Consider the following 17,274-nt stretch of genomic DNA (forward strand, 5'->3'; position numbering starts at 1 on the left):
GTCGGTAACGAAGAAGCAGAAGCAACATGGGGTAGATGTTGCGATGGGCCTGTTTGACAGAACTCTGGAATATATAGACCAGTTGCAGAATGCTGGCACCGCGGCGGCGGTTTGCGAGAGGCTGCTGGCCGTCACTTCGAATTTTGGCCTGACCGCCCTGATGGCGGGAACTGTGCCGCAGCCCGGCACGCCACGCGGCCGGCAGAAACAGCATGTGATGCTTTGCGATTGGCCCGGCGAATGGCTGGAGCGCTACGTGGCGCGCAACTATGTCGACCACGATCCGGTCGTCAGTCACATGAAGCAGCTTCAGGCGCCGTTCCAATGGCGGGACGCGTCCAAGAACGCCGTGATCGACAAGAGCAGCGATGAGGTCATGGGCGACGCTCGCCAGTTCAAGCTGCGCGACGGCCTTGCGTTTCCGTTGGTGACGCTCGACGGCCAGATCGTCATGGTCTCGCTGGGAGGCGAATCCGTTGAATTGTCGGATGCCGAATTCGGAATGGTGTCGCTGGCGTCGACCTATGCAATCGGCCGCGCCATGCAACTGCACACCAAGGCCGACAAGCTCGTCGACCATATAGAATTGACGGCACGTGAGCGGGAATGCCTGCAATGGGCGGCCGTTGGCAAGTCCGAATGGGAGATATCTCAAATTTTAGGCATCTCGGAACACACTTCCGAGAAACATCTTCTTAACGCCAAGAGCAAACTCGGGGCAGCCAACCGGGTTCAGGCGGTCGCGGAGGCGATTAGGCGTGGCTATATCAGCTAGGTCGGCCGTGCCGACCTAGAAATGTCAGCTTATCGATCACGTGATATTTCAGAAAAACGCAGCCGAATCTCCCTCTTGGGAGAGAGCTAATGATTTCTTAACGCCAAATCAAACTGGGCATCCCCAACCGTGTGCGGGCAGTCGCGGACGCCATTAGGCGTGGCTATATTAGCCAGGTCGGCCGTGCTGGCCTAAAATTCTTGCCTACGCGTTCGCGTAATATTTTCGGGAAAGCCCGGCCGTATCATCCTCTTAAGCCCAGGAGACGGCTAATGCTTTTCGCCCTTACCACTCAGGAATTGATGGAACGCCCCGACCTTTGGGAGGCTGTGCATCGCCTGCGCTACAAGATCTTCGTCGAGGAGATGGGATGGACCGATCTCGATCGTTCGGACCAGCTCGAGATCGACCAGTTCGACCATGACGAGGCCGAACATCACCTTGTGATCCGCAATGGCGAACTGGCCGGCTACCAGCGCATGCTGCCGACCACTCGACCGCATCTTCTGACCGACGTGCTGTCCGATCTCTGCGAGGGGCAGTCCCCCTCGGGACCGAATGTCTGGGAGTTGACCCGCTACGCGGTGGCGCCGGGCTTTCGCGACGGCAAGCGCGGCGTCTCGACGGTCGGCACCGAATTGATCGCCGGCTTCGTCGAATGGGGACTGAAGCGCAACGTCAACCAGGTCATCATCGAGTTCGAGCCGATGTGGGTGCTCAGGGCGCTGCAGCTGCACTTCCTGGCAAAGCCGCTCGGCTACCAGCGCACCTATGGCAACCAGCAGGTCGTGGCGACGTTGCTCACCTTCACCGAGCATACGCTCGATATCGTGCGCCAGCGCCGCAACCACTTCCTGCCGGTGCTGAACCGGGGTTATCCCGGCCTGCTCGGCCTGAAGCAGGCTTCGTGAGGAGGCGGTCATGAGCTTCCATCCCGAACCGGAACTGCGCGGCCACACGCTGGTCGTCACCGTGTCCTCGCATGACGGAAGGCCGGTGCTCGACCGGCACGCCTATGCGAGCCTTGCCAGAACCTTGCGCGAGGCGGCGGTCAATGATGAGGTCCGTGTCGTCATGCTGCGTGGCCTTGCCGGCTGTTTCTGCCTCGGCGGCGATTTCTCGGAATTCCTCGATGCCACCAAGCACCGGGAACTGATCGCCGCCGTCACCGACATGTTCCGCATGCTGGCGACCTTCCCCAAGCCGGTGCTTGCCTGCGTCGACGGCGATGCCGTCGGCGTCGGCTGCACCATCCTGTTCCACTGCGATATGGTGATCGCCTCGAGGGGCAGCACCTTCAGGGTGCCGTTCGTCGATTTCGGCCTGGTGCCGGACGCGGCGACCAGCATCCTGGCGCCCCAGAAGCTCGGCTATGCCGGCGCCTTCCGCTTCTTCTGCCTCGGCGACACGCTCGGCGTCGAGGATGCCAAGGCGCTCGGCCTGGTCGGCGAGATCGTGACGCAAGGCAGCGCCGAAGAAGCAACGCTGACGAGGGCGAAACAGCTCGCCAAGAAGCCGGTGGCGGCATTGCTGCAGACGCGGAGCCTTCTCAAGGGCGATACGGCGGTGTTGTGCGATCGTATCGACCACGAGATCACGCTGTTCCAGCAGGCGCTTCAGGATGACACCACGCTGAAGCGGCTGCAGCGGATAGCCCGCCTGGCCGCCTGAGCGGCCGGCATGAAAGTCTCAGCGCCGCGCAAGCCGAAAGCCGCGCGGCGCTGTAATTCATGCTGTTGATTGGTGTATCCGTTTTTCCGGGACCGCCGCGCACTTCCGGGCGACATTGCGTCAGTCCTTCAGGAACCCAGGCCCTTCGCCGATGATCTTCTTGTCGGGCTTGCCGATGGCGTCGAGATCCCTTCCGTCATAGGGCAGCGACAGCAGGATGCGCTGGATCACCGCAAGCCGGGCACGGCGCTTGTCGTTGGCCCGCACAATGATCCAGGGCGAGAATTCCTTGTGCGTGCGCTCGATCATCTGGTCGCGCGCCTTGGTGTAGTCGTCCCATTTGCCGATGCCTGCGACGTCCATCGGTGAGAACTTCCAGTTCTTCAGCGGCGACCAGCGGCGGTCATGAAACCGCTCCAGCTGTGTTTCGCGGCCGATGTTCAACCAGAATTTGAAGAAATGGATGCCCTCGTTGCAGATCATCCGCTCGAAATGCGGCGTCTCGTCGAGGAATTTCTCGTGCTGCTCCGGCGTGCAGAACCCCATGACCGGCTCGACACCGGCGCGATTGTACCAGGAGCGGTCGAAGGTCACGAATTCTCCGGCTGTCGGGAAATGGTCGACATAGCGCTGGTAGTACCATTGTCCGGCCTCGGTCGGCGTCGGCTTGGTCAGCGCGACGTTGCGCGCCGTGCGCGGGTTCATATATTGCCGCACCACGAAGATCGTGCCGCCCTTGCCGGCCGCGTCTCTGCCTTCGAACAGCGCCATCACCCGCTTCCCGGCCGCCTGCAGCCAGGCTTGCGCCTTGACCAGTTCGATCTGCAGCCGCTCGAGTTCCTTTTCGTAATCTTCGCCTTTCATCTTCTTGTCGTAAGGATAGCCGCCGGCAGTCAGCTTGTTGTCCTCGATCCAGTCCGGCAGCACCGGATTGTCGATGTCGAACTCGCGCTCCTTGCCGCCGATCTTGATCGCGATCGGTGCCGTGGCCGGCACCGCTTCAGCCGTTTGCTTGGCTTTTTTCATCCAGACGAACCTTTCCAGTTTGCGGACTCATGCTATGGAGCCTGTGCAGCAAAGCGCCCTTCCGGGCGCAAAGACGCTGTAGCATGTTGATTTTGCGCATGAACCTTCGCGAAAATCGATCCTGATTTTCAGGCCATGCGCCAGGCCGGTCCGGCAGACTGCTGACCGGTCGACGGGATGCGGGATGGCGCGGGCCTATGGCTGAGACGGGCGCGGAGCAAGACAGTAAGGGACAAGCCCTGGCGGCGCGGTTGTGGCGCAATCGCTGGCTGCTTGGCGCGGGCCTTGTCGCGGTCCTTGTGGCTTATTCATTCGCAGGCGCCTCCACCTTGGTGCTGTTGCTGGCTTTGGCCCTGTTGGTATCCGCTGCGATGCTGCCCGCCGACGCTGAGCGTCAGTCGGCTGATGCGGCGGCCGCGATCGAGGCCAGCGGGCTGCAGCGGCTCTCCGGCGAATATCTGGCCGCGGCTGTCGCCGACCCGCTGATCATCCTCGACCATTCCGCCACCATCGTCCACGCCAACGCAGCCGCCTTCGCCGCCTTCGGCGGGCTGGCGCCGGGCATGTCGTTGTCGTTGAAATTCCGCGCGCCGGAAATGCAGGCGCTGCTGGACGGCATCCTGTCGGGACAAGTCGCCGCCGATGCCGTCGACTACACCGAAAAGCTGCCGGTGGAGCGGACATACCGGGTCAGCGCGTCGACGGTCGGCCACGCTACGGGCCTCTATGTGCTGGTGTTCAAGGATCAGAGCGAGACGCGCCGCATCGATCGCATGCGGGCCGACTTCATCGCCAATGCCAGCCATGAATTGCGCACGCCGCTCGCCTCGATCGCCGGCTTCATCGAGACGCTGCGCGGGCCGGCCCGCAACGATCCGGCGGCGCGCGACCAGTTCCTGCAGATCATGCAGAACCAGACGGGACGCATGGCCCGTCTGATCGATGATCTGCTCTCGCTCTCGCGGCTGGAGATGAAGCCTTATCTGCGGCCGGGCACGGAGGTCGATCTTCGCCAGACGATCGACAGCGTCATCGATTCGCTCGGGCCGCTGGCCGCGGAAAACGGCATCGTCATCGAGCGGGACTTCATCGATGGCTCGGTTTCCGTCCCCGGCGACCGCGACGAACTCTTCCAGGTTTTCGAGAATCTCCTGGAGAATGCCTGCAAATACGGCCAGTCAGGCGGACGCGTGACCGTCTCCATGGCACGCGTCGAGGACGGTCAGGACCCAGGTATCGACGTCACCATAAGAGACTACGGCCCGGGCATCGCCGAAGAACACATCCCGCGCATAACCGAGCGCTTCTACCGCGTCGATGTCGAAAACAGCCGCACCCATAAAGGCACCGGGCTTGGCCTTTCGATCGTCAAGCATATATTGACCCGTCATAACGCAAGATTGTCGATCAAGTCGGAAGTCGGCAAGGGTGCGGCGTTCACGGTTCATTTGCCGGCTCGCTGATCGTGTACCGGTTGCCAACCGGGATTTTCTTCTTTCTGTCATGCGGTTCGCGTATCAGCGACAGATTGAGGGAACGCACCAGCCGGCAAAAACCGGGAAGGCATATCGATGCAGTCCGTCCATACTGTCAGTGCCTACGATGAAGAGCTGAAATTCCTGTCCAAGCGCATTGCGGCGATGGGTGGCCATGCCGAGCGCATGGTCGAGCAGGCTGTCGCGGCCCTTGTCAATGTCGACCATGGCCTTGCCCAGAAGGTCATCCAGGACGACGTCGTCCTCGACGAGGGACAGCGCGAGATCGACGACAAGGCCATCGTCATCATCGCCAGGCGCCAGCCGATGGCGACGGATTTGCGTGAGATCGTCGGCGCGATCCGCATTTCGGCCGATATCGAGCGTGTCGGCGATCTTGGCAAGAACGTCGCCAAGCGGGTCGCCTCGGTCGACGGCCGCCAGCCGAACCGTCTTTTCCGCGGTATCGAGGCGCTTGCCAACCTGGCGCTGACGCAGCTTAAGGAAGTGCTCGACGTGTACGCCTCGCGCTCGGTCGAGAGGATCGGCTTCGTGCGCGACCGGGACGACCAGATCGACGCCATGTACACCTCGCTGTTCCGCGAGCTTTTGACCTACATGATGGAGGATCCGCGCAACATCACGCCCTGCACGCATCTTCTGTTCTGCGCCAAGAATATCGAACGTATCGGCGACCATGCGACCAACATCGCCGAGACCATCTACTACATCGTCACCGGCGACCAGATGCCCGCCGACCGGCCGAAGGGCGACAAGACCGACAAGGTGGTGCTGCCCGGCGCGGTGCCGGCTAAGTGAACGGGCGCCTCTCGAACGGTTTTCTGATTTAGGCTAAGCTCTTCCAGGCAGAGCGATTTTGTCAGTCGCAGTCTCGGGAGGTTTGCGATGGAACAAGTTCGGAACCTGACCCCGGCCCTAACGTCGGGCATCATTGCATCCAGCGTCTATTTGGGCGGCAAGCGTGTCGCCGACATCGCCATAGAACAGGCCGGCGAATGGGCGGCAAAGCCCGGCCATGTCGTCTGGATTGGCCTGCTCGAGCCCGACCGCAACCTTCTGCTCAGGGTGCAAGCGCAATTCCACCTGCATGACCTCGCGATCGAGGACGCCGAGCACCCGCATGCGCGCCCGAAGATCGAGCAATATGGCGATGCCCTGTTCATCGTCGCGCGCACCGCACAATTGATCGACGGTCGCGTCACCTTCGGCGAGACGCATCTGTTCGTCGGCACTGGCTACATTGTCAGCGTCCGGCACGGCCCGTCGACCTCCTACGCCGCCGTGCGCCAGCATTGGGAAAGCTGCCCGCACTCGCTGGCCAAGGGCGAAGATTTCGTCCTTTACGCCATCCTCGATTTCATCGTCGACAACTACATGCCGGTGCTGGAGCAGATCGAGGACGAGGTCGAGGCGATCGAGGACAAGGTGCTTCTGAAGCCGATGACTGGTTCGGATATCGAGCGCCTCTACATGCTGCGCCGCGACCTGCTGCGGCTGCGCAATGCGGCCTTGCCGCTGGTCGAGGTCTGCCGCCGGCTGACCAGCGCCGACCTGCCGCAGATCCATGCCGCCATGCATCCGCTGTTTCGCGACGTGACCGACCACATCCGCACCGTGCAGGAAAAGATCGACAGCCTGCGGGAGGTCCTCGCCTTTGCGTTCGAAGCGAGTCTGCTGGTCGGCCAGAGCCAGGAAACCGCGATCTCCAAGAAGCTCGCCTCCTGGGCCGCCATCCTGGCGGTGCCAACGGCCTTCGCCGGCATCTACGGCATGAACTTCTCCGACATGCCGGAACTGAGGATGGAATATGGCTATCCCGTCATTCTGCTGGTGATGGCCTCGATCTGCGCGTTCCTGTATTGGCGGTTCAAGAAGAACGGGTGGCTGTGAAAAAGTGAATAGCGAATAGGGAGTAGCGAGTAGGGAACAACGGAAAAAACGGCTTGCTCCCTATCACCGAAGCCAAGCCGTTCTATTCGCTATTCGCTATTCGCTATTCGCTATTCGCTATTCGCTATTCGCTATTCGCTATTCAGCGAGCGCGGCGCCGTTCCGCCGCCGGCTGGAACGCAACCCGGGAGTGATACTTGCAATACGGCCCCGTTTCGGCGGCGTCGTTGCCGCAGAAGCTGAAGTCTTCCGACAGCGGATCGCCGTTCGGCCATTTGCAGGTGCGTTCGGTCAGCTCGACAAGCTGCAGGTTGCGCGAGATCGGCACCACGACGTTCTCAACCGGGCGGATGTAGTGGCGAGCGACCGGCTCGGCGTCGAACTGCACCTGCAGCGCGGTGGCGCCGATAGTCGCCGTCACATGGCGCGCCGGGCTCGCGGCGCGGGCCACCGACTTCTGCATCGAGGCGCCTTGCGTCACCTTCTTCTGGCGTGCCGGGGCAGCCGTCGCGCGGCCGCGGCCCGACAGCTTCAGGCGATGCACCTTGCCGATGACGGCATTGCGGCTCACTCCGCCAAGCTGTGCGGCAATCTGGCTTGCGCTCAGACCCTCCGACCACAATTTCCTCAGAAGTTCTACCCGCTCGTCAGTCCAGTTCATGAGACCGCGCTCCTGCTAATGCGTGCGGCGGCCAGAATCCTTTCCCGAGCCGGCTCTCGCCGGGCAAACGACACCACATGTACCGGGTGATTTAGGTCCGCCGCACGAAATATAGTTATTTCTCGACTACAAATACCTTATGCGCTGACTCGGTGACAAGAGTCCCAAAGGCAACACCGATTCGGTTTTTACGGTTTTCCCCAACTTGCCGGCCTGCTCATGAGCCGGCGTGGCGTCGGGGCTTGCCACGCGCTTCTGCGTGACGTTTTCGTTGACTTCATGGCCGAAAAACATGATAAGCCGCAAAGGCCGCCGCATTGGCGGCTTTTTTGATTTCCGGTTCCGGAGACGCATATAATGAGCGGTTCGGCGCTTTACGAGACCTTTGCCCGCGCATCCCTGGCTTTCGACCGTGGGGAGGGGACCTGGCTGGTCACCGACAAGGGCGAGCGATATCTCGACTTCGCGGGCGGCATCGCCGTGAACTCGCTGGGCCACAGCCATCCGCATCTGGTCGCGGCGCTCACCGAACAGGCCGCCAAGCTCTGGCACGTTTCCAATCTCTACGAGATCCCGGAACAACGCCGGCTGGGCGAGCGGCTGGTCGATGCCACCTTTGCCGACAAGGTGTTCTTCACCAATTCGGGCGCCGAGGCGCTGGAATGCGCCATCAAGACGGCCAGGCGCTATCAGTTCGTCAAGGGCCATCCCGAGCGTTTTCGCATCATCACTTTCGAGGGCGCCTTCCACGGCCGCACGCTGGCGACGATCGCCGCCGGCGGCCAGTACAAATATCTCGAAGGCTTTGGCCCCAAGGTCGAGGGCTTCGACCAGGTGGCCTATGACGACATCGACGCCGCGGAAAAGGCGATCACGGCGGAGACCGGGGCCATCCTGATCGAACCGGTGCAGGGTGAGGGCGGCATACGCCCGGTGCCGACGCAATCGCTGAAGCGGCTGCGCCAGCTTTGCGACCAGCACGGCCTGCTTCTGATCTTCGACGAGGTCCAGTGCGGCATCGGCCGCACCGGCAAGCTGTTCGCGCATGAATGGGCCGGCGTCACGCCCGACCTGATGGCGATCGCCAAGGGCATCGGCGGCGGTTTCCCGATGGGCGCCTGCCTTGCCACGGACGAGGCGGCGACCGGCATGACCGCCGGCGTGCACGGCACCACCTTCGGCGGCAATCCGCTGGCGATGGCGGTCGGCAATGCCGTGCTCGACGTGGTGCTGGCCGACGGCTTCCTCGAGGACGTGCAGCGCAAGGCGCTGTTGTTGAAACAGGGCCTTGCGGCGGTCGCGGACGAATTTCCCGAGGTCATCGAGGGCATCAGGGGAACTGGCCTGATGCTCGGCCTGAAATGCGCCATGCCCAACACCAAGGTGAACATGGCGCTGCGCGACCAGCACCTGCTCGTCGTGCCGGCGGGCGACAATGTGATCCGCCTCCTGCCGCCGCTCACCGTCACCGACGAGGAGATCGGCGAGGCGCTGAAGCGCATCCGTGGCGGCGCCAAGGGCCTGACCGACGCGATAGCAGCCGAAGCCGCGAAATAGTTTCTGGAACCTGCCGATGAGCGTCCGCCACTTCACCGATCTATCCGCCGTTTCGGCGGGCGACCTGCGCATCATGCTGGACGACGCGATGGCGCGAAAGACCCGGCTCAAGGCGGGCGAGCGCTCCAAACCGCTCGATGGCAAGGTGCTGGCCATGATCTTCGACAAGCCGTCGACACGCACGCGCGTGTCCTTCGACGTCGGCATGCGCCAGCTCGGCGGCGAGACGGTCATGCTGACCGGTACCGAGATGCAACTCGGACGCTCCGAGACCATCGCCGACACGGCAAAAGTGCTGTCGCGCTATGTCGACGCCATCATGATCCGCACCACCTCCCACGACCGGCTGCTGGAGCTCACCGAGAACGCCACGGTTCCCGTCATCAACGGGCTGACCGACGACACGCATCCTTGCCAGATCATGGCCGACATCATGACCTTCGAGGAGCATCGCGGTCCGGTGGCCGGCAAGACATTTGCCTGGACCGGCGACGGCAACAATGTGCTGCACTCGCTGCTCGAAGCCTCGGCGCGGTTCCGTTTCAACTTGAATGTCGCGGTGCCGGAAGGCAGCGAGCCTTTCGAGAAATATGTCGACTGGTCTAAAGCCAATGGCGGCAAGGTCCGGTTTTCCAGGTCCGCCGAGGAAGCCGTCGACCAGGCCGATTGCGTCGTCACCGACAGCTGGGTCTCGATGGGCCAGGAGCACCGCGCCCGCGGTCACAACGTCTTCCTGCCCTATCAGGTCAACGCGGCGCTTATGGCCAAGGCCAAGCCCGATGCGTTGTTCATGCACTGCCTGCCGGCGCATCGCGGCGAAGAGGTCACCGACGATGTGATCGACGGGCCGAATTCGGTGGTGTTCGACGAGGCCGAGAACCGGCTGCACGCCCAAAAGGCGGTGCTGGCTTGGTGCCTGGGCGCTTGAGAGGGGCGGACCTGCCCGCTTCCGGCCCGATCGGGGTCGACTTGATCCGGGGATATGTGATGCCTATCTGCGGGCCATCACGTAAATTGAACGCGCTTCGACGCATGCGGCTCACCGGGTTGCATGGCTGCGCCCCGGAGTTTTGTCATGTTGGAAACCCAGACCTTGGCTGAGCATAAACCCCAACTCGGTGAATTCGGCTTCGCCGGCGACGACCACGTCGTGCCTTACGAGGTCGCGCCGCTCGATGTGCGCGGCCGCACCGTGCAGCTCGGGCCGATGCTCGACGCTATTTTGAGCCGCCACAATTATCCCGAGCCCGTGGCCCGCCTGCTGGCGGAAGCCTGCGTGCTTACAGTGCTGCTCGGCACCTCGCTGAAATTTGAAGGCAAGTTCATCCTGCAAACCCGCACCAACGGGCCGGTCGATATGCTGGTGGCTGATTTCACCACGCCGCATGCGCTGCGCGCCTATGCGCGCTTCGACGCCGACCGGCTGCAGGCTCTGACCGCCGCCGGCGAGACCTCGCAGCAGGCACTGCTCGGCAACGGCGTGCTGGCTCTGACCATCGACCAGGGCGCGCACACGCAGCGCTATCAGGGCATCGTCCAGCTCGACGGTACCTCGCTCGAGGACGCCGCGCGCACCTATTTCCGTCAGTCGGAGCAGATCCCGACCGATATCAAGATGTCGGTCGCCAAGCTGGTGACGCCCGGCCCCGCCGGCGCGCGCGAGCAGTGGCGGGCAGGCGGCATCCTGGCGCAGTTCCTGCCTCAGGCACCGGAGCGCATGCGCATTCCCGATATTTCGGGCGGCGACGGCGACGACCGCGAGCTGACGGACCACCCGGCCGACAATTCCTGGCAGGAATTGCTGGCGCTGCTCGGCACCATCGAGCCGACGGAGTTGATCGACCCGACGGTGGGCGCCGAGCGGCTGCTCTACCGGCTGTTCCACGAGCACGGCGTGCGCGTCTTCCGTAGCGTGCCGGTCGACGACCAATGCTCCTGCTCGCGCGAGAAGATCCACGGCATCCTCCAGGGCTTCTCGGCCGAGGAGATCAAGGACTCGACCGAGGAGGGCGGCATCCATGTCGCCTGCGAGTTCTGCTCGACGCAATACGACTTCGACCCGGCCGAGTTCGCGGCGCAGTGACGCCCGTTCCTTCTCCCCGTTCTACGGGGAGAAGGTTCCCGAAGGGCGGATGAGGGGCGGCGCGCCCAACGCAGGCGATCATAGCGTCTGCCGTGGGCGCCGCTGTCGTGAGCCTCGACGAAATTCTCGGAAAGCTGGCGCTGCCCCTCATTGCCCTGCCGGGCATTTCTCCCCGTAAACGGGGAGAAAGAGCCAATCGTCTAATTCACCGTCCGCCTTGTCCCCGGCATGTCGAGCGAAAATGCCGGAATGGCGATGTCGAACGTCTCGCCGCGGCCGTTGCGCATCGTGTAGTGGCCGACCATGATGCCGGACGGTGTCGAGAGCGGGCAGCCTGACGTGTACTGATAGCTGTCGCCGGGATTGAGCTCCGGCTGGTCGCCGACGACGCCGGCGCCGCGCACCTCCTCGACACGGCCCTGGCCGTCGGTGATGTGCCAATAGCGCGACAAAAGCTGCACGAAATCGTCGGAGCGGTTGTCGATCGTCACCTGATAGCCCCAGACATAGCGGTTCTCCGACGGATCGGATCGATCCTCCAGATAGAAGGGCCTGACCAGCACTTCGATGTTGCGCGTCACGGCGCGATACATGGGCCACTCCAGTTGCCGCAGCGGAACATTTCGTCGCGCTTCGCTGTTAGACGCGCAGCACCGACCATCCTGCCAGCCTTGTAGCGCACGTGCCGAAAAACAATGTCATTTAAGTGACACATGACAATGTTGGTGTGCACAAACCGTGCCGGGCGACTCGGGCGCTCTGTGACTGATGAAACGGCCGCGTTTGGCCTTTCGGGAGTGACCAGATCTCGATGGAACTGACTATCGCAGCTGGCCTGGCTTCGTCAGCCCTTCTTCTCTCCAATCTCGCCAGCATCCTGCTCGCCGCGTCACGGCTGAGGCGGCGGTATGTCATTGCGCCGCCCGCCGCCGCGCGGCCGCCGGTCTCGATCATCGTGCCGTCTCGCGGTGTCGAGCCGTTCACCGAAGAGACCTTGCTGCGCGCCTTCTCGCTCGACTGGCCGCGCTACGAGCTGATCTTCTGCGTCGCGCATGCCGAGGACCCGGTGGTCAGGCTCATCGATGCGGCGGTCGCACGCCACCCGAAGGTGGCGGCGCGACTCCTGGTCGGTGACGACCGTATCAGCGCCAATCCCAAGCTCAACAACTGCGTCAAGGGCTGGCAGGCGGCCAGGCACGATTGGGTGATCCTCGCCGATTCCAACGTGCTGATGCCGAGGGATTATGTCCAGCACCTGATGGCGGCATGGCGGCCGGACACCGGCCTGGTCTGCTCGACGCCGATCGGCTCGCGGCCGGACGGCTTTTGGGCCGAAGTCGAATGTGCCTTCCTCAACACGTTGCAGGCGCGCTGGCAATATGCCGGCGAGGCGATCGGCCTCGGCTTCGCCCAGGGCAAGAGCATGCTGTGGAACAAGCCGATGCTGGACGCCAATGGCGGCATCCAGGCCTTGGCGGCCGAGATCGCCGAGGACGCCGCCGCCACCAAGCTGGTCAACGGCCTGGGCTTGCGCGTCAATCTCGTCGCCTCGCCTTTCGAGCAGCCGCTCGGACAGCGCAGCTTCGCCGAGATCTGGTCGCGACAGACGCGCTGGGCGCGGCTGCGCCGGGTCACGTTCCCGCTGTTCTTCGCGCCGGAGATCCTGACGGGCGGCGCGGTGCCGCTGCTGCTGGCGCTGATTGCCGCGGCAAGCGCCGGCGTCAGCCTTCCCACCACGGCCTTGTGCGTGCTGGCGATTGCCTATCTGCCGGAATGCCTGCTGGCCTTGGCCAAGGGCTGGTACCTGTCGCTGCGCAGCATCACCGCGATGATCGTGCGCGACGTCATGCTGCCCGCCATCTGGGCGCGCGCCTGGTTCGGCGGCGCCGTCGAATGGCGGGGCAACGCCATGACTATTCACACCCGCGAGTTGACGGAGCTCGAGGAGATCGCCTGAGGCGCGGTATTACAGGCTTATCTGGCTGCCTTCAGCGCCTGCTCGATGTCCTCCAGCAGATCGTCGGTGTCTTCCAGACCGACGGAAAGCCGGAGTGTACCCGCTCCTATGCCGAGTTCGGCCCGTGCCTCGTCGCTCAGGTTCTTGTGCGTCGTCGTCGCCGGATGGGTGATCAGGCTCTTCGCGTCACCGAGATTGTTCGAGATCAGCACGATGTCGAGCGCGTTCTGGAAGGCGAAGGCCGCCTGCTTGCCGCCCTTGACGTCGAGGCAGATCAATGTCGAGCCGCCCGACATCTGCTTCTTGACGACATCGGCCTGCGGATGGTCGGCGCGGCCCGGATAGATGAGACGGGCGATCTCCGGCCGCCTGGCCAGGAAATCGGCGATCTTGCCGGCGCTCTCTGTCTGCTGGCGCACGCGCAGCGGCAGTGTCTCCAGGCCTTTGAGCAGCGTCCAGGCATTGAAGGGTGACAGGCTGGGGCCAGTGTGGCGGAAATAGTCGTGCAGGTTCTCGTCGATCCATTTCTTATCCGACAGGATGACGCCGCCAAGGCAGCGGCCCTGGCCGTCTATATGCTTGGTCGCCGAATAGACCACGATATGGGCGCCGAGCTGCAGCGGCTTCTGCTGCAGCGGCGTGGCAAAGACGTTGTCGACGACCACGCGCGCGCCGATCGAGTTGGCAAGCTTGGCGACTGCGGCGATGTCGACCACTTCCAGCGTCGGATTGGTCGGGCTTTCCAGGAAGAACAGCTTGGTGTTCGGCCTGACCGCCTTTTCCCAGTTGGCGATGTCGGTGCCGTCAATCAGCGTCGACTGGATGCCGTAGCGCGGCGCCAGTGTCTCCACCACCCAACGACAGGAACCGAACAGGGCGCGCGCCGCAACGATGTGGTCGCCGGCTTTCACGCTGCAGAGGAGGGCGGCGGAAACGGCGGCCATGCCGGAGGCCGTGGCGCGCGCATCCTCGGCCCCTTCCAGCGCGCATATGCGCTTTTCGAACATGTCGACGGTCGGGTTGGCGTAGCGCGAATAGATGAAGCCCGGCTCCTCGCCCTTGAAGCGGGCTTCCGCCGCCTGCGCCGTCTCGTAGACATAGCCCTGCGTGAGATACATCGCCTCGGCCGTCTCGCCGAACTGGGAACGCAATGTTCCGCCATGCACGAGTGCCGTTTGAGGTTTCCAGTTGCGCTTCTTGGTGCTCATAGCCCTGCTTCCAGACACAAAAAAACCGGCCGCGAAGTCGCAACCGGTCCATATAGCCTTGCGGCTCGACGGTCCTTTAGCGACTTGTTTAACGTGGCTGCAAGCCGACCGGCCAAATCACCACGGGATAACGACCCTTTAAATGAGCGCCGCGCTTGCGTCAATTGCCGGCTTCATTAAGAGGTTTGTACCAGCCGGGCGGCAAGAGCCTGCTAAGATCCTCGCCCGGCCTTGTGAACGGAGCCAGCCTTTGCGGCAGACAGGCATTCTTCCGGATCAGGACATCGCGGCGTTGTTCGAGGCGAACGCGCTTAAGTCGCCGCGCGCGCTGGACACCAACCAGATCCAGCCGGCCAGCCTCGATCTCAGGCTCGGCGACAAGGCCTATCGCGTGCGCGCCTCCTTTCTGCCGGGTCCCGATCATCTGGTCGCCGACAAGCTCGAACGGCTGAAGCTGCACGAGATAGACCTCACCGGGGGCGCGGTGCTGGAAACCGGCTGCGTCTACATCGTGCCTTTGCTGGAAAGTCTGGCATTGCCGGCCGAGGTTTCGGCCTCGGCCAACCCGAAGAGCTCGACCGGCCGCCTCGACATCTTCACGCGGGTCATGACCGATCGCGGCCACGAGTTCGACAAGATCGCCGCCGGTTATCACGGGCCGCTCTATCTCGAAGTCAGCCCGCGCACCTTCCCGATTGTCGTGCGCGCCGGCTCGCGGCTGTCGCAGATCCGTTTCCGCATCGGCAATGCCGTGCTTTCGGAAAGCGAGTTGCGTGACCTTCACCGTGCCGAGATGCTGGTCGCCACCGAGCCACCCAATATTTCCGGCGGCGGCATTGCGCTCTCCATCGACCTCGACGGCGACAAGGACGGGCTTGTCGGCTATCGCGGCAAGCATCACACCGGCCTTGTCGACGTCGACAAGCGCGCCGCGCAGGATGTCGTCGATTTCTGGGAGCCGATCTACAAGAGCGGCGCCGGCGAGATCGTGCTCGATCCTGACGAATTCTATATCCTGGTCAGCCGCGAAGCGGTGCACGTGCCGCCGCTCTATGCCGCCGAGATGACGCCCTTCGATCCGCTGGTCGGCGAGTTCCGCGTCCACTATGCCGGCTTCTTCGATCCGGGCTTCGGCCACTCCGCCGCCGGCGGCAGCGGCAGCCGCGCGGTGCTCGAAGTGCGCAGCCACGAAGTGCCTTTCATCCTCGACCACGGCCAGATCGTCGGCCGCCTCGTCTACGAGCACATGCTGAAGCGTCCGCAGGCGCTCTACGGCACCGATCTCGGCTCGAATTATCAGGCGCAGGGCCTCAAGCTCTCCAAGCATTTCCGCGCCGCGCGATGATCCTCGCTGGCCCTGTCAGTGGCGAAAGAGATATTCTTCCGCCGCGCCGAGGCAGGCATGGAAATGGCCGATAAAGAGTAGCTCTCGAACGGTCAGACGCTTCCTGCCCCAAAATCCCTTGGTCTGCTTCGTTTCATCAAGCGGAGAGCTTGAGCCCGCGCCCAATGGGAACAGTTGCCTGTCGAGGCATCCAAGGACATGGGCTCTGGCGGAGTCGATGCCGCAAGCCTGGCCGCTGTCGTTCAGCGCGGTTGCGGGCAGCGCGGATGTCATGCGATCCGCATTGCGCATGAGAAAGTCCGCCTGCGTCCTTGAGTATCCGGTGGCCAGAAGACGGCTCGACATTGCCGAACGGGCTTCACGGTAGGTTTTTGGATTGCATTTTCCGGCAGCGAAAGCGGTCGAGGAGGAGCAGGCGAGCGCCAGTACCAAGCCTGTGAACGCCAAACTCAGCCGGATGCGTTTCATTTCTCCCCCAATCTCGATCCTGTCCTACAGCGCCTTCACCGCCACCTTCACCGGCTTTTCGATCTCCAGCGGATTGCGCAGCGGCAGGCCGAAATCCGGCGCCTCGATCTCGAACGTGTCGCCGGCCTCGGTCCTGATGCCGTCGGCGAAGGAGAGCGTCGCGGTGCCGAACATGTGCACATGCACGTCGCCCGGCTGGCGGAAGGCCGAATATTTGAAGTGGTGGTGCTCGAGATTGGCGATGGTGTGCGACATGTTCGCCTCGCCCGACAGGAACGGTTTTTCCCAGAGGAGCTTGCCGTCGCGCCAGATGCGCGATGCGCCGCGGACGTCCGCCGGCAGGTCGCCGATCAGGATCTCGGGGCCGAACGAGGCGTTGCGCAGCTTGGAATGGGCGAGGAACAGGTAGTTCACCCGCTCCGTCACGTGGTCGGAAAACTCGTTCGACAGCGTAAAGCCGACACGGAACGGCGCGCCGTCGTCGCCGATCACATAGATGCCGGCGATCTCGGGCTCCTCGCCGCCGTCCTGCGCGAAGGCCGGCGACATCAGCGGCGCGCCCGGCGCCACCGCCATCGTGCCGTTGCCCTTGTAGAACCATTCCGGCTGCACGCCGACCTGTCCCTTGGCGGGCTTGCCGCCTTCGAGACCCATGCGGAACATCTTCATGGAATCGGTGAGTTCCTCCTCACCGCCCTCGCTAAGCTTCTTGTGCATGGAATCGCGCGTCGCCGCGGAGCCGAGATGCGTCAGCCCGGTGCCGGTGAGATGCAGATGCGCCGGGTCCGGATGGTTGATCGGCGACACAAGCCGGCCCCTCTTGTAGACGGCATCGAGATCAACCGTCTCGCCATAGCCCTTGCGCTCGATCAGCGCTTCGAGGCCGATACCGGTGCGCGCGGCCTCCATCGCCAGCGAATAGACGCTGCGTGCGCCATTGATGACCCTGGTCTTGCCGCCGCCATTGCGGGCGACGACGCGGATCGTCTCGGCGTCGTCGAGGATCTGGGAGATCAGCATGTTCGAATCCTCTCTCATTTAGCGGCCGCCCGCGAGCAAGCCTTACCCGGCGCGGCGTGGAGCGATCCCCGCCACGGTTGAAACTCTTCGTCCGGATTGCGTTCGCGAGCTCGGTCC

At 63.3% G+C, this 17,274-nt stretch carries 17 protein-coding genes and 1 riboswitch; of the genes, 11 read left to right on the forward strand and 6 right to left on the reverse strand.

Going from position 1 to position 17,274, the window contains the following annotated elements; translation table 11 throughout:
• The first annotated feature begins 43 nt into the window (after window positions 1-43).
• From CK230_RS23810 to CK230_RS23820, 3 genes are all read left to right on the forward strand, one after another.
• Complete coding sequence (locus CK230_RS23810) at window positions 44-775, forward strand: LuxR family transcriptional regulator (protein WP_095819589.1); 732 nt, start codon at window positions 44-46, stop codon at window positions 773-775.
• Between the two features lie 272 nt (window positions 776-1,047).
• A complete protein-coding gene (locus CK230_RS23815) occupies window positions 1,048-1,686 on the forward strand; it encodes an acyl-homoserine-lactone synthase (RefSeq protein ID WP_095819590.1) in 639 nt (212 codons plus the stop codon).
• 10 nt (window positions 1,687-1,696) lie between these two features.
• Window positions 1,697-2,446 carry an enoyl-CoA hydratase-related protein gene (locus tag CK230_RS23820; RefSeq protein ID WP_095819591.1) on the forward strand — a complete coding sequence of 250 codons (750 nt, stop codon included), beginning with the start codon at window positions 1,697-1,699 and terminating at the stop codon, window positions 2,444-2,446.
• 120 nt (window positions 2,447-2,566) lie between these two features.
• Here the strand turns inward: CK230_RS23820 and ppk2 are convergent, their stop codons facing one another.
• Window positions 2,567-3,472, reverse strand: a complete 906-nt coding sequence (ppk2, locus tag CK230_RS23825) for a polyphosphate kinase 2 (protein ID WP_095819592.1) — start codon at window positions 3,470-3,472, stop codon at window positions 2,567-2,569.
• Between the two features lie 197 nt (window positions 3,473-3,669).
• Here ppk2 and CK230_RS23830 point away from each other — a divergent pair, with 197 nt between their 5' ends.
• From CK230_RS23830 to CK230_RS23840, 3 genes are all read left to right on the forward strand, one after another.
• Window positions 3,670-4,935 carry an ATP-binding protein gene (locus CK230_RS23830; RefSeq protein ID WP_095819593.1) on the forward strand — a complete coding sequence of 422 codons (1,266 nt, stop codon included), beginning with the start codon at window positions 3,670-3,672 and terminating at the stop codon, window positions 4,933-4,935.
• A 108-nt stretch (window positions 4,936-5,043) separates the two neighbouring features.
• Window positions 5,044-5,766, forward strand: coding sequence for a phosphate signaling complex protein PhoU (phoU, locus tag CK230_RS23835; RefSeq protein WP_095819594.1), 723 nt, complete (start codon window positions 5,044-5,046; stop codon window positions 5,764-5,766).
• Window positions 5,767-5,853: 87 nt separating this feature from the next.
• Window positions 5,854-6,858 carry a magnesium and cobalt transport protein CorA gene (locus CK230_RS23840; RefSeq protein ID WP_095819595.1) on the forward strand — a complete coding sequence of 335 codons (1,005 nt, stop codon included), beginning with the start codon at window positions 5,854-5,856 and terminating at the stop codon, window positions 6,856-6,858.
• A 142-nt stretch (window positions 6,859-7,000) separates the two neighbouring features.
• Here CK230_RS23840 and CK230_RS23845 read toward each other — a convergent pair whose 3' ends face one another.
• The gene (locus CK230_RS23845; protein ID WP_095819596.1) at window positions 7,001-7,519 is read right to left on the reverse strand and encodes a GcrA family cell cycle regulator; all 519 of its coding nucleotides are present in this window, start codon (window positions 7,517-7,519) and stop codon (window positions 7,001-7,003) included.
• Between the two features lie 357 nt (window positions 7,520-7,876).
• On the opposite strand from CK230_RS23845, the gene CK230_RS23850 reads away from it, so the two are divergent.
• The 3 genes from CK230_RS23850 to CK230_RS23860 all read left to right on the forward strand — a co-directional run bounded on the left by CK230_RS23850 (window position 7,877) and on the right by CK230_RS23860 (window position 11,159).
• Complete coding sequence (locus tag CK230_RS23850) at window positions 7,877-9,076, forward strand: aspartate aminotransferase family protein (protein ID WP_095819597.1); 1,200 nt, start codon at window positions 7,877-7,879, stop codon at window positions 9,074-9,076.
• A gap of 16 nt (window positions 9,077-9,092) precedes the next feature.
• Window positions 9,093-10,004 (forward strand): ornithine carbamoyltransferase, encoded by a 912-nt coding sequence (gene argF, locus CK230_RS23855; protein WP_095819598.1) that lies wholly within the window; start codon window positions 9,093-9,095, stop codon window positions 10,002-10,004.
• 123 nt (window positions 10,005-10,127) lie between these two features.
• On the forward strand, window positions 10,128-11,159 hold the full coding sequence (locus tag CK230_RS23860) for an Hsp33 family molecular chaperone (protein ID WP_095819599.1): 1,032 nt from the start codon (window positions 10,128-10,130) through the stop codon (window positions 11,157-11,159).
• Between the two features lie 200 nt (window positions 11,160-11,359).
• On the opposite strand, the gene apaG is transcribed toward CK230_RS23860, so the two are convergent.
• Window positions 11,360-11,752 (reverse strand): Co2+/Mg2+ efflux protein ApaG, encoded by a 393-nt coding sequence (gene apaG, locus CK230_RS23865; protein WP_042641259.1) that lies wholly within the window; start codon window positions 11,750-11,752, stop codon window positions 11,360-11,362.
• A 218-nt stretch (window positions 11,753-11,970) separates the two neighbouring features.
• Between apaG and CK230_RS23870 the strand changes: the two genes are divergently transcribed.
• Entirely contained in the window at window positions 11,971-13,116 is a 1,146-nt protein-coding gene (locus CK230_RS23870) for a ceramide glucosyltransferase (RefSeq protein WP_095819600.1), read from the forward strand.
• Between the two features lie 17 nt (window positions 13,117-13,133).
• Here the strand turns inward: CK230_RS23870 and CK230_RS23875 are convergent, their stop codons facing one another.
• Window positions 13,134-14,324: an O-succinylhomoserine sulfhydrylase gene (locus CK230_RS23875; RefSeq protein ID WP_095819601.1), complete on the reverse strand. Its 1,191-nt coding sequence runs from the start codon at window positions 14,322-14,324 to the stop codon at window positions 13,134-13,136.
• A gap of 56 nt (window positions 14,325-14,380) precedes the next feature.
• Window positions 14,381-14,458: riboswitch (SAM riboswitch) on the reverse strand.
• A 116-nt stretch (window positions 14,459-14,574) separates the two neighbouring features.
• On the opposite strand from CK230_RS23875, the gene CK230_RS23880 reads away from it, so the two are divergent.
• Entirely contained in the window at window positions 14,575-15,669 is a 1,095-nt protein-coding gene (locus tag CK230_RS23880; RefSeq protein WP_095819602.1) for a 2'-deoxycytidine 5'-triphosphate deaminase, read from the forward strand.
• 15 nt (window positions 15,670-15,684) lie between these two features.
• On the opposite strand, the gene CK230_RS23885 is transcribed toward CK230_RS23880, so the two are convergent.
• Together CK230_RS23885 and araD1 are read right to left on the reverse strand one after the other, a co-directional pair.
• Window positions 15,685-16,137, reverse strand: a complete 453-nt coding sequence (locus CK230_RS23885) for a hypothetical protein (protein WP_095819603.1) — start codon at window positions 16,135-16,137, stop codon at window positions 15,685-15,687.
• Window positions 16,138-16,161: 24 nt separating this feature from the next.
• Window positions 16,162-17,157: an AraD1 family protein gene (gene araD1, locus CK230_RS23890; RefSeq protein ID WP_095819746.1), complete on the reverse strand. Its 996-nt coding sequence runs from the start codon at window positions 17,155-17,157 to the stop codon at window positions 16,162-16,164.
• Between the last annotated feature and the right edge of the window lie 117 nt (window positions 17,158-17,274).

The sequence above is a fragment of the Mesorhizobium sp. WSM3859 genome, assembly GCF_002295065.1.
GTDB lineage: Bacteria > Pseudomonadota > Alphaproteobacteria > Rhizobiales > Rhizobiaceae > Mesorhizobium.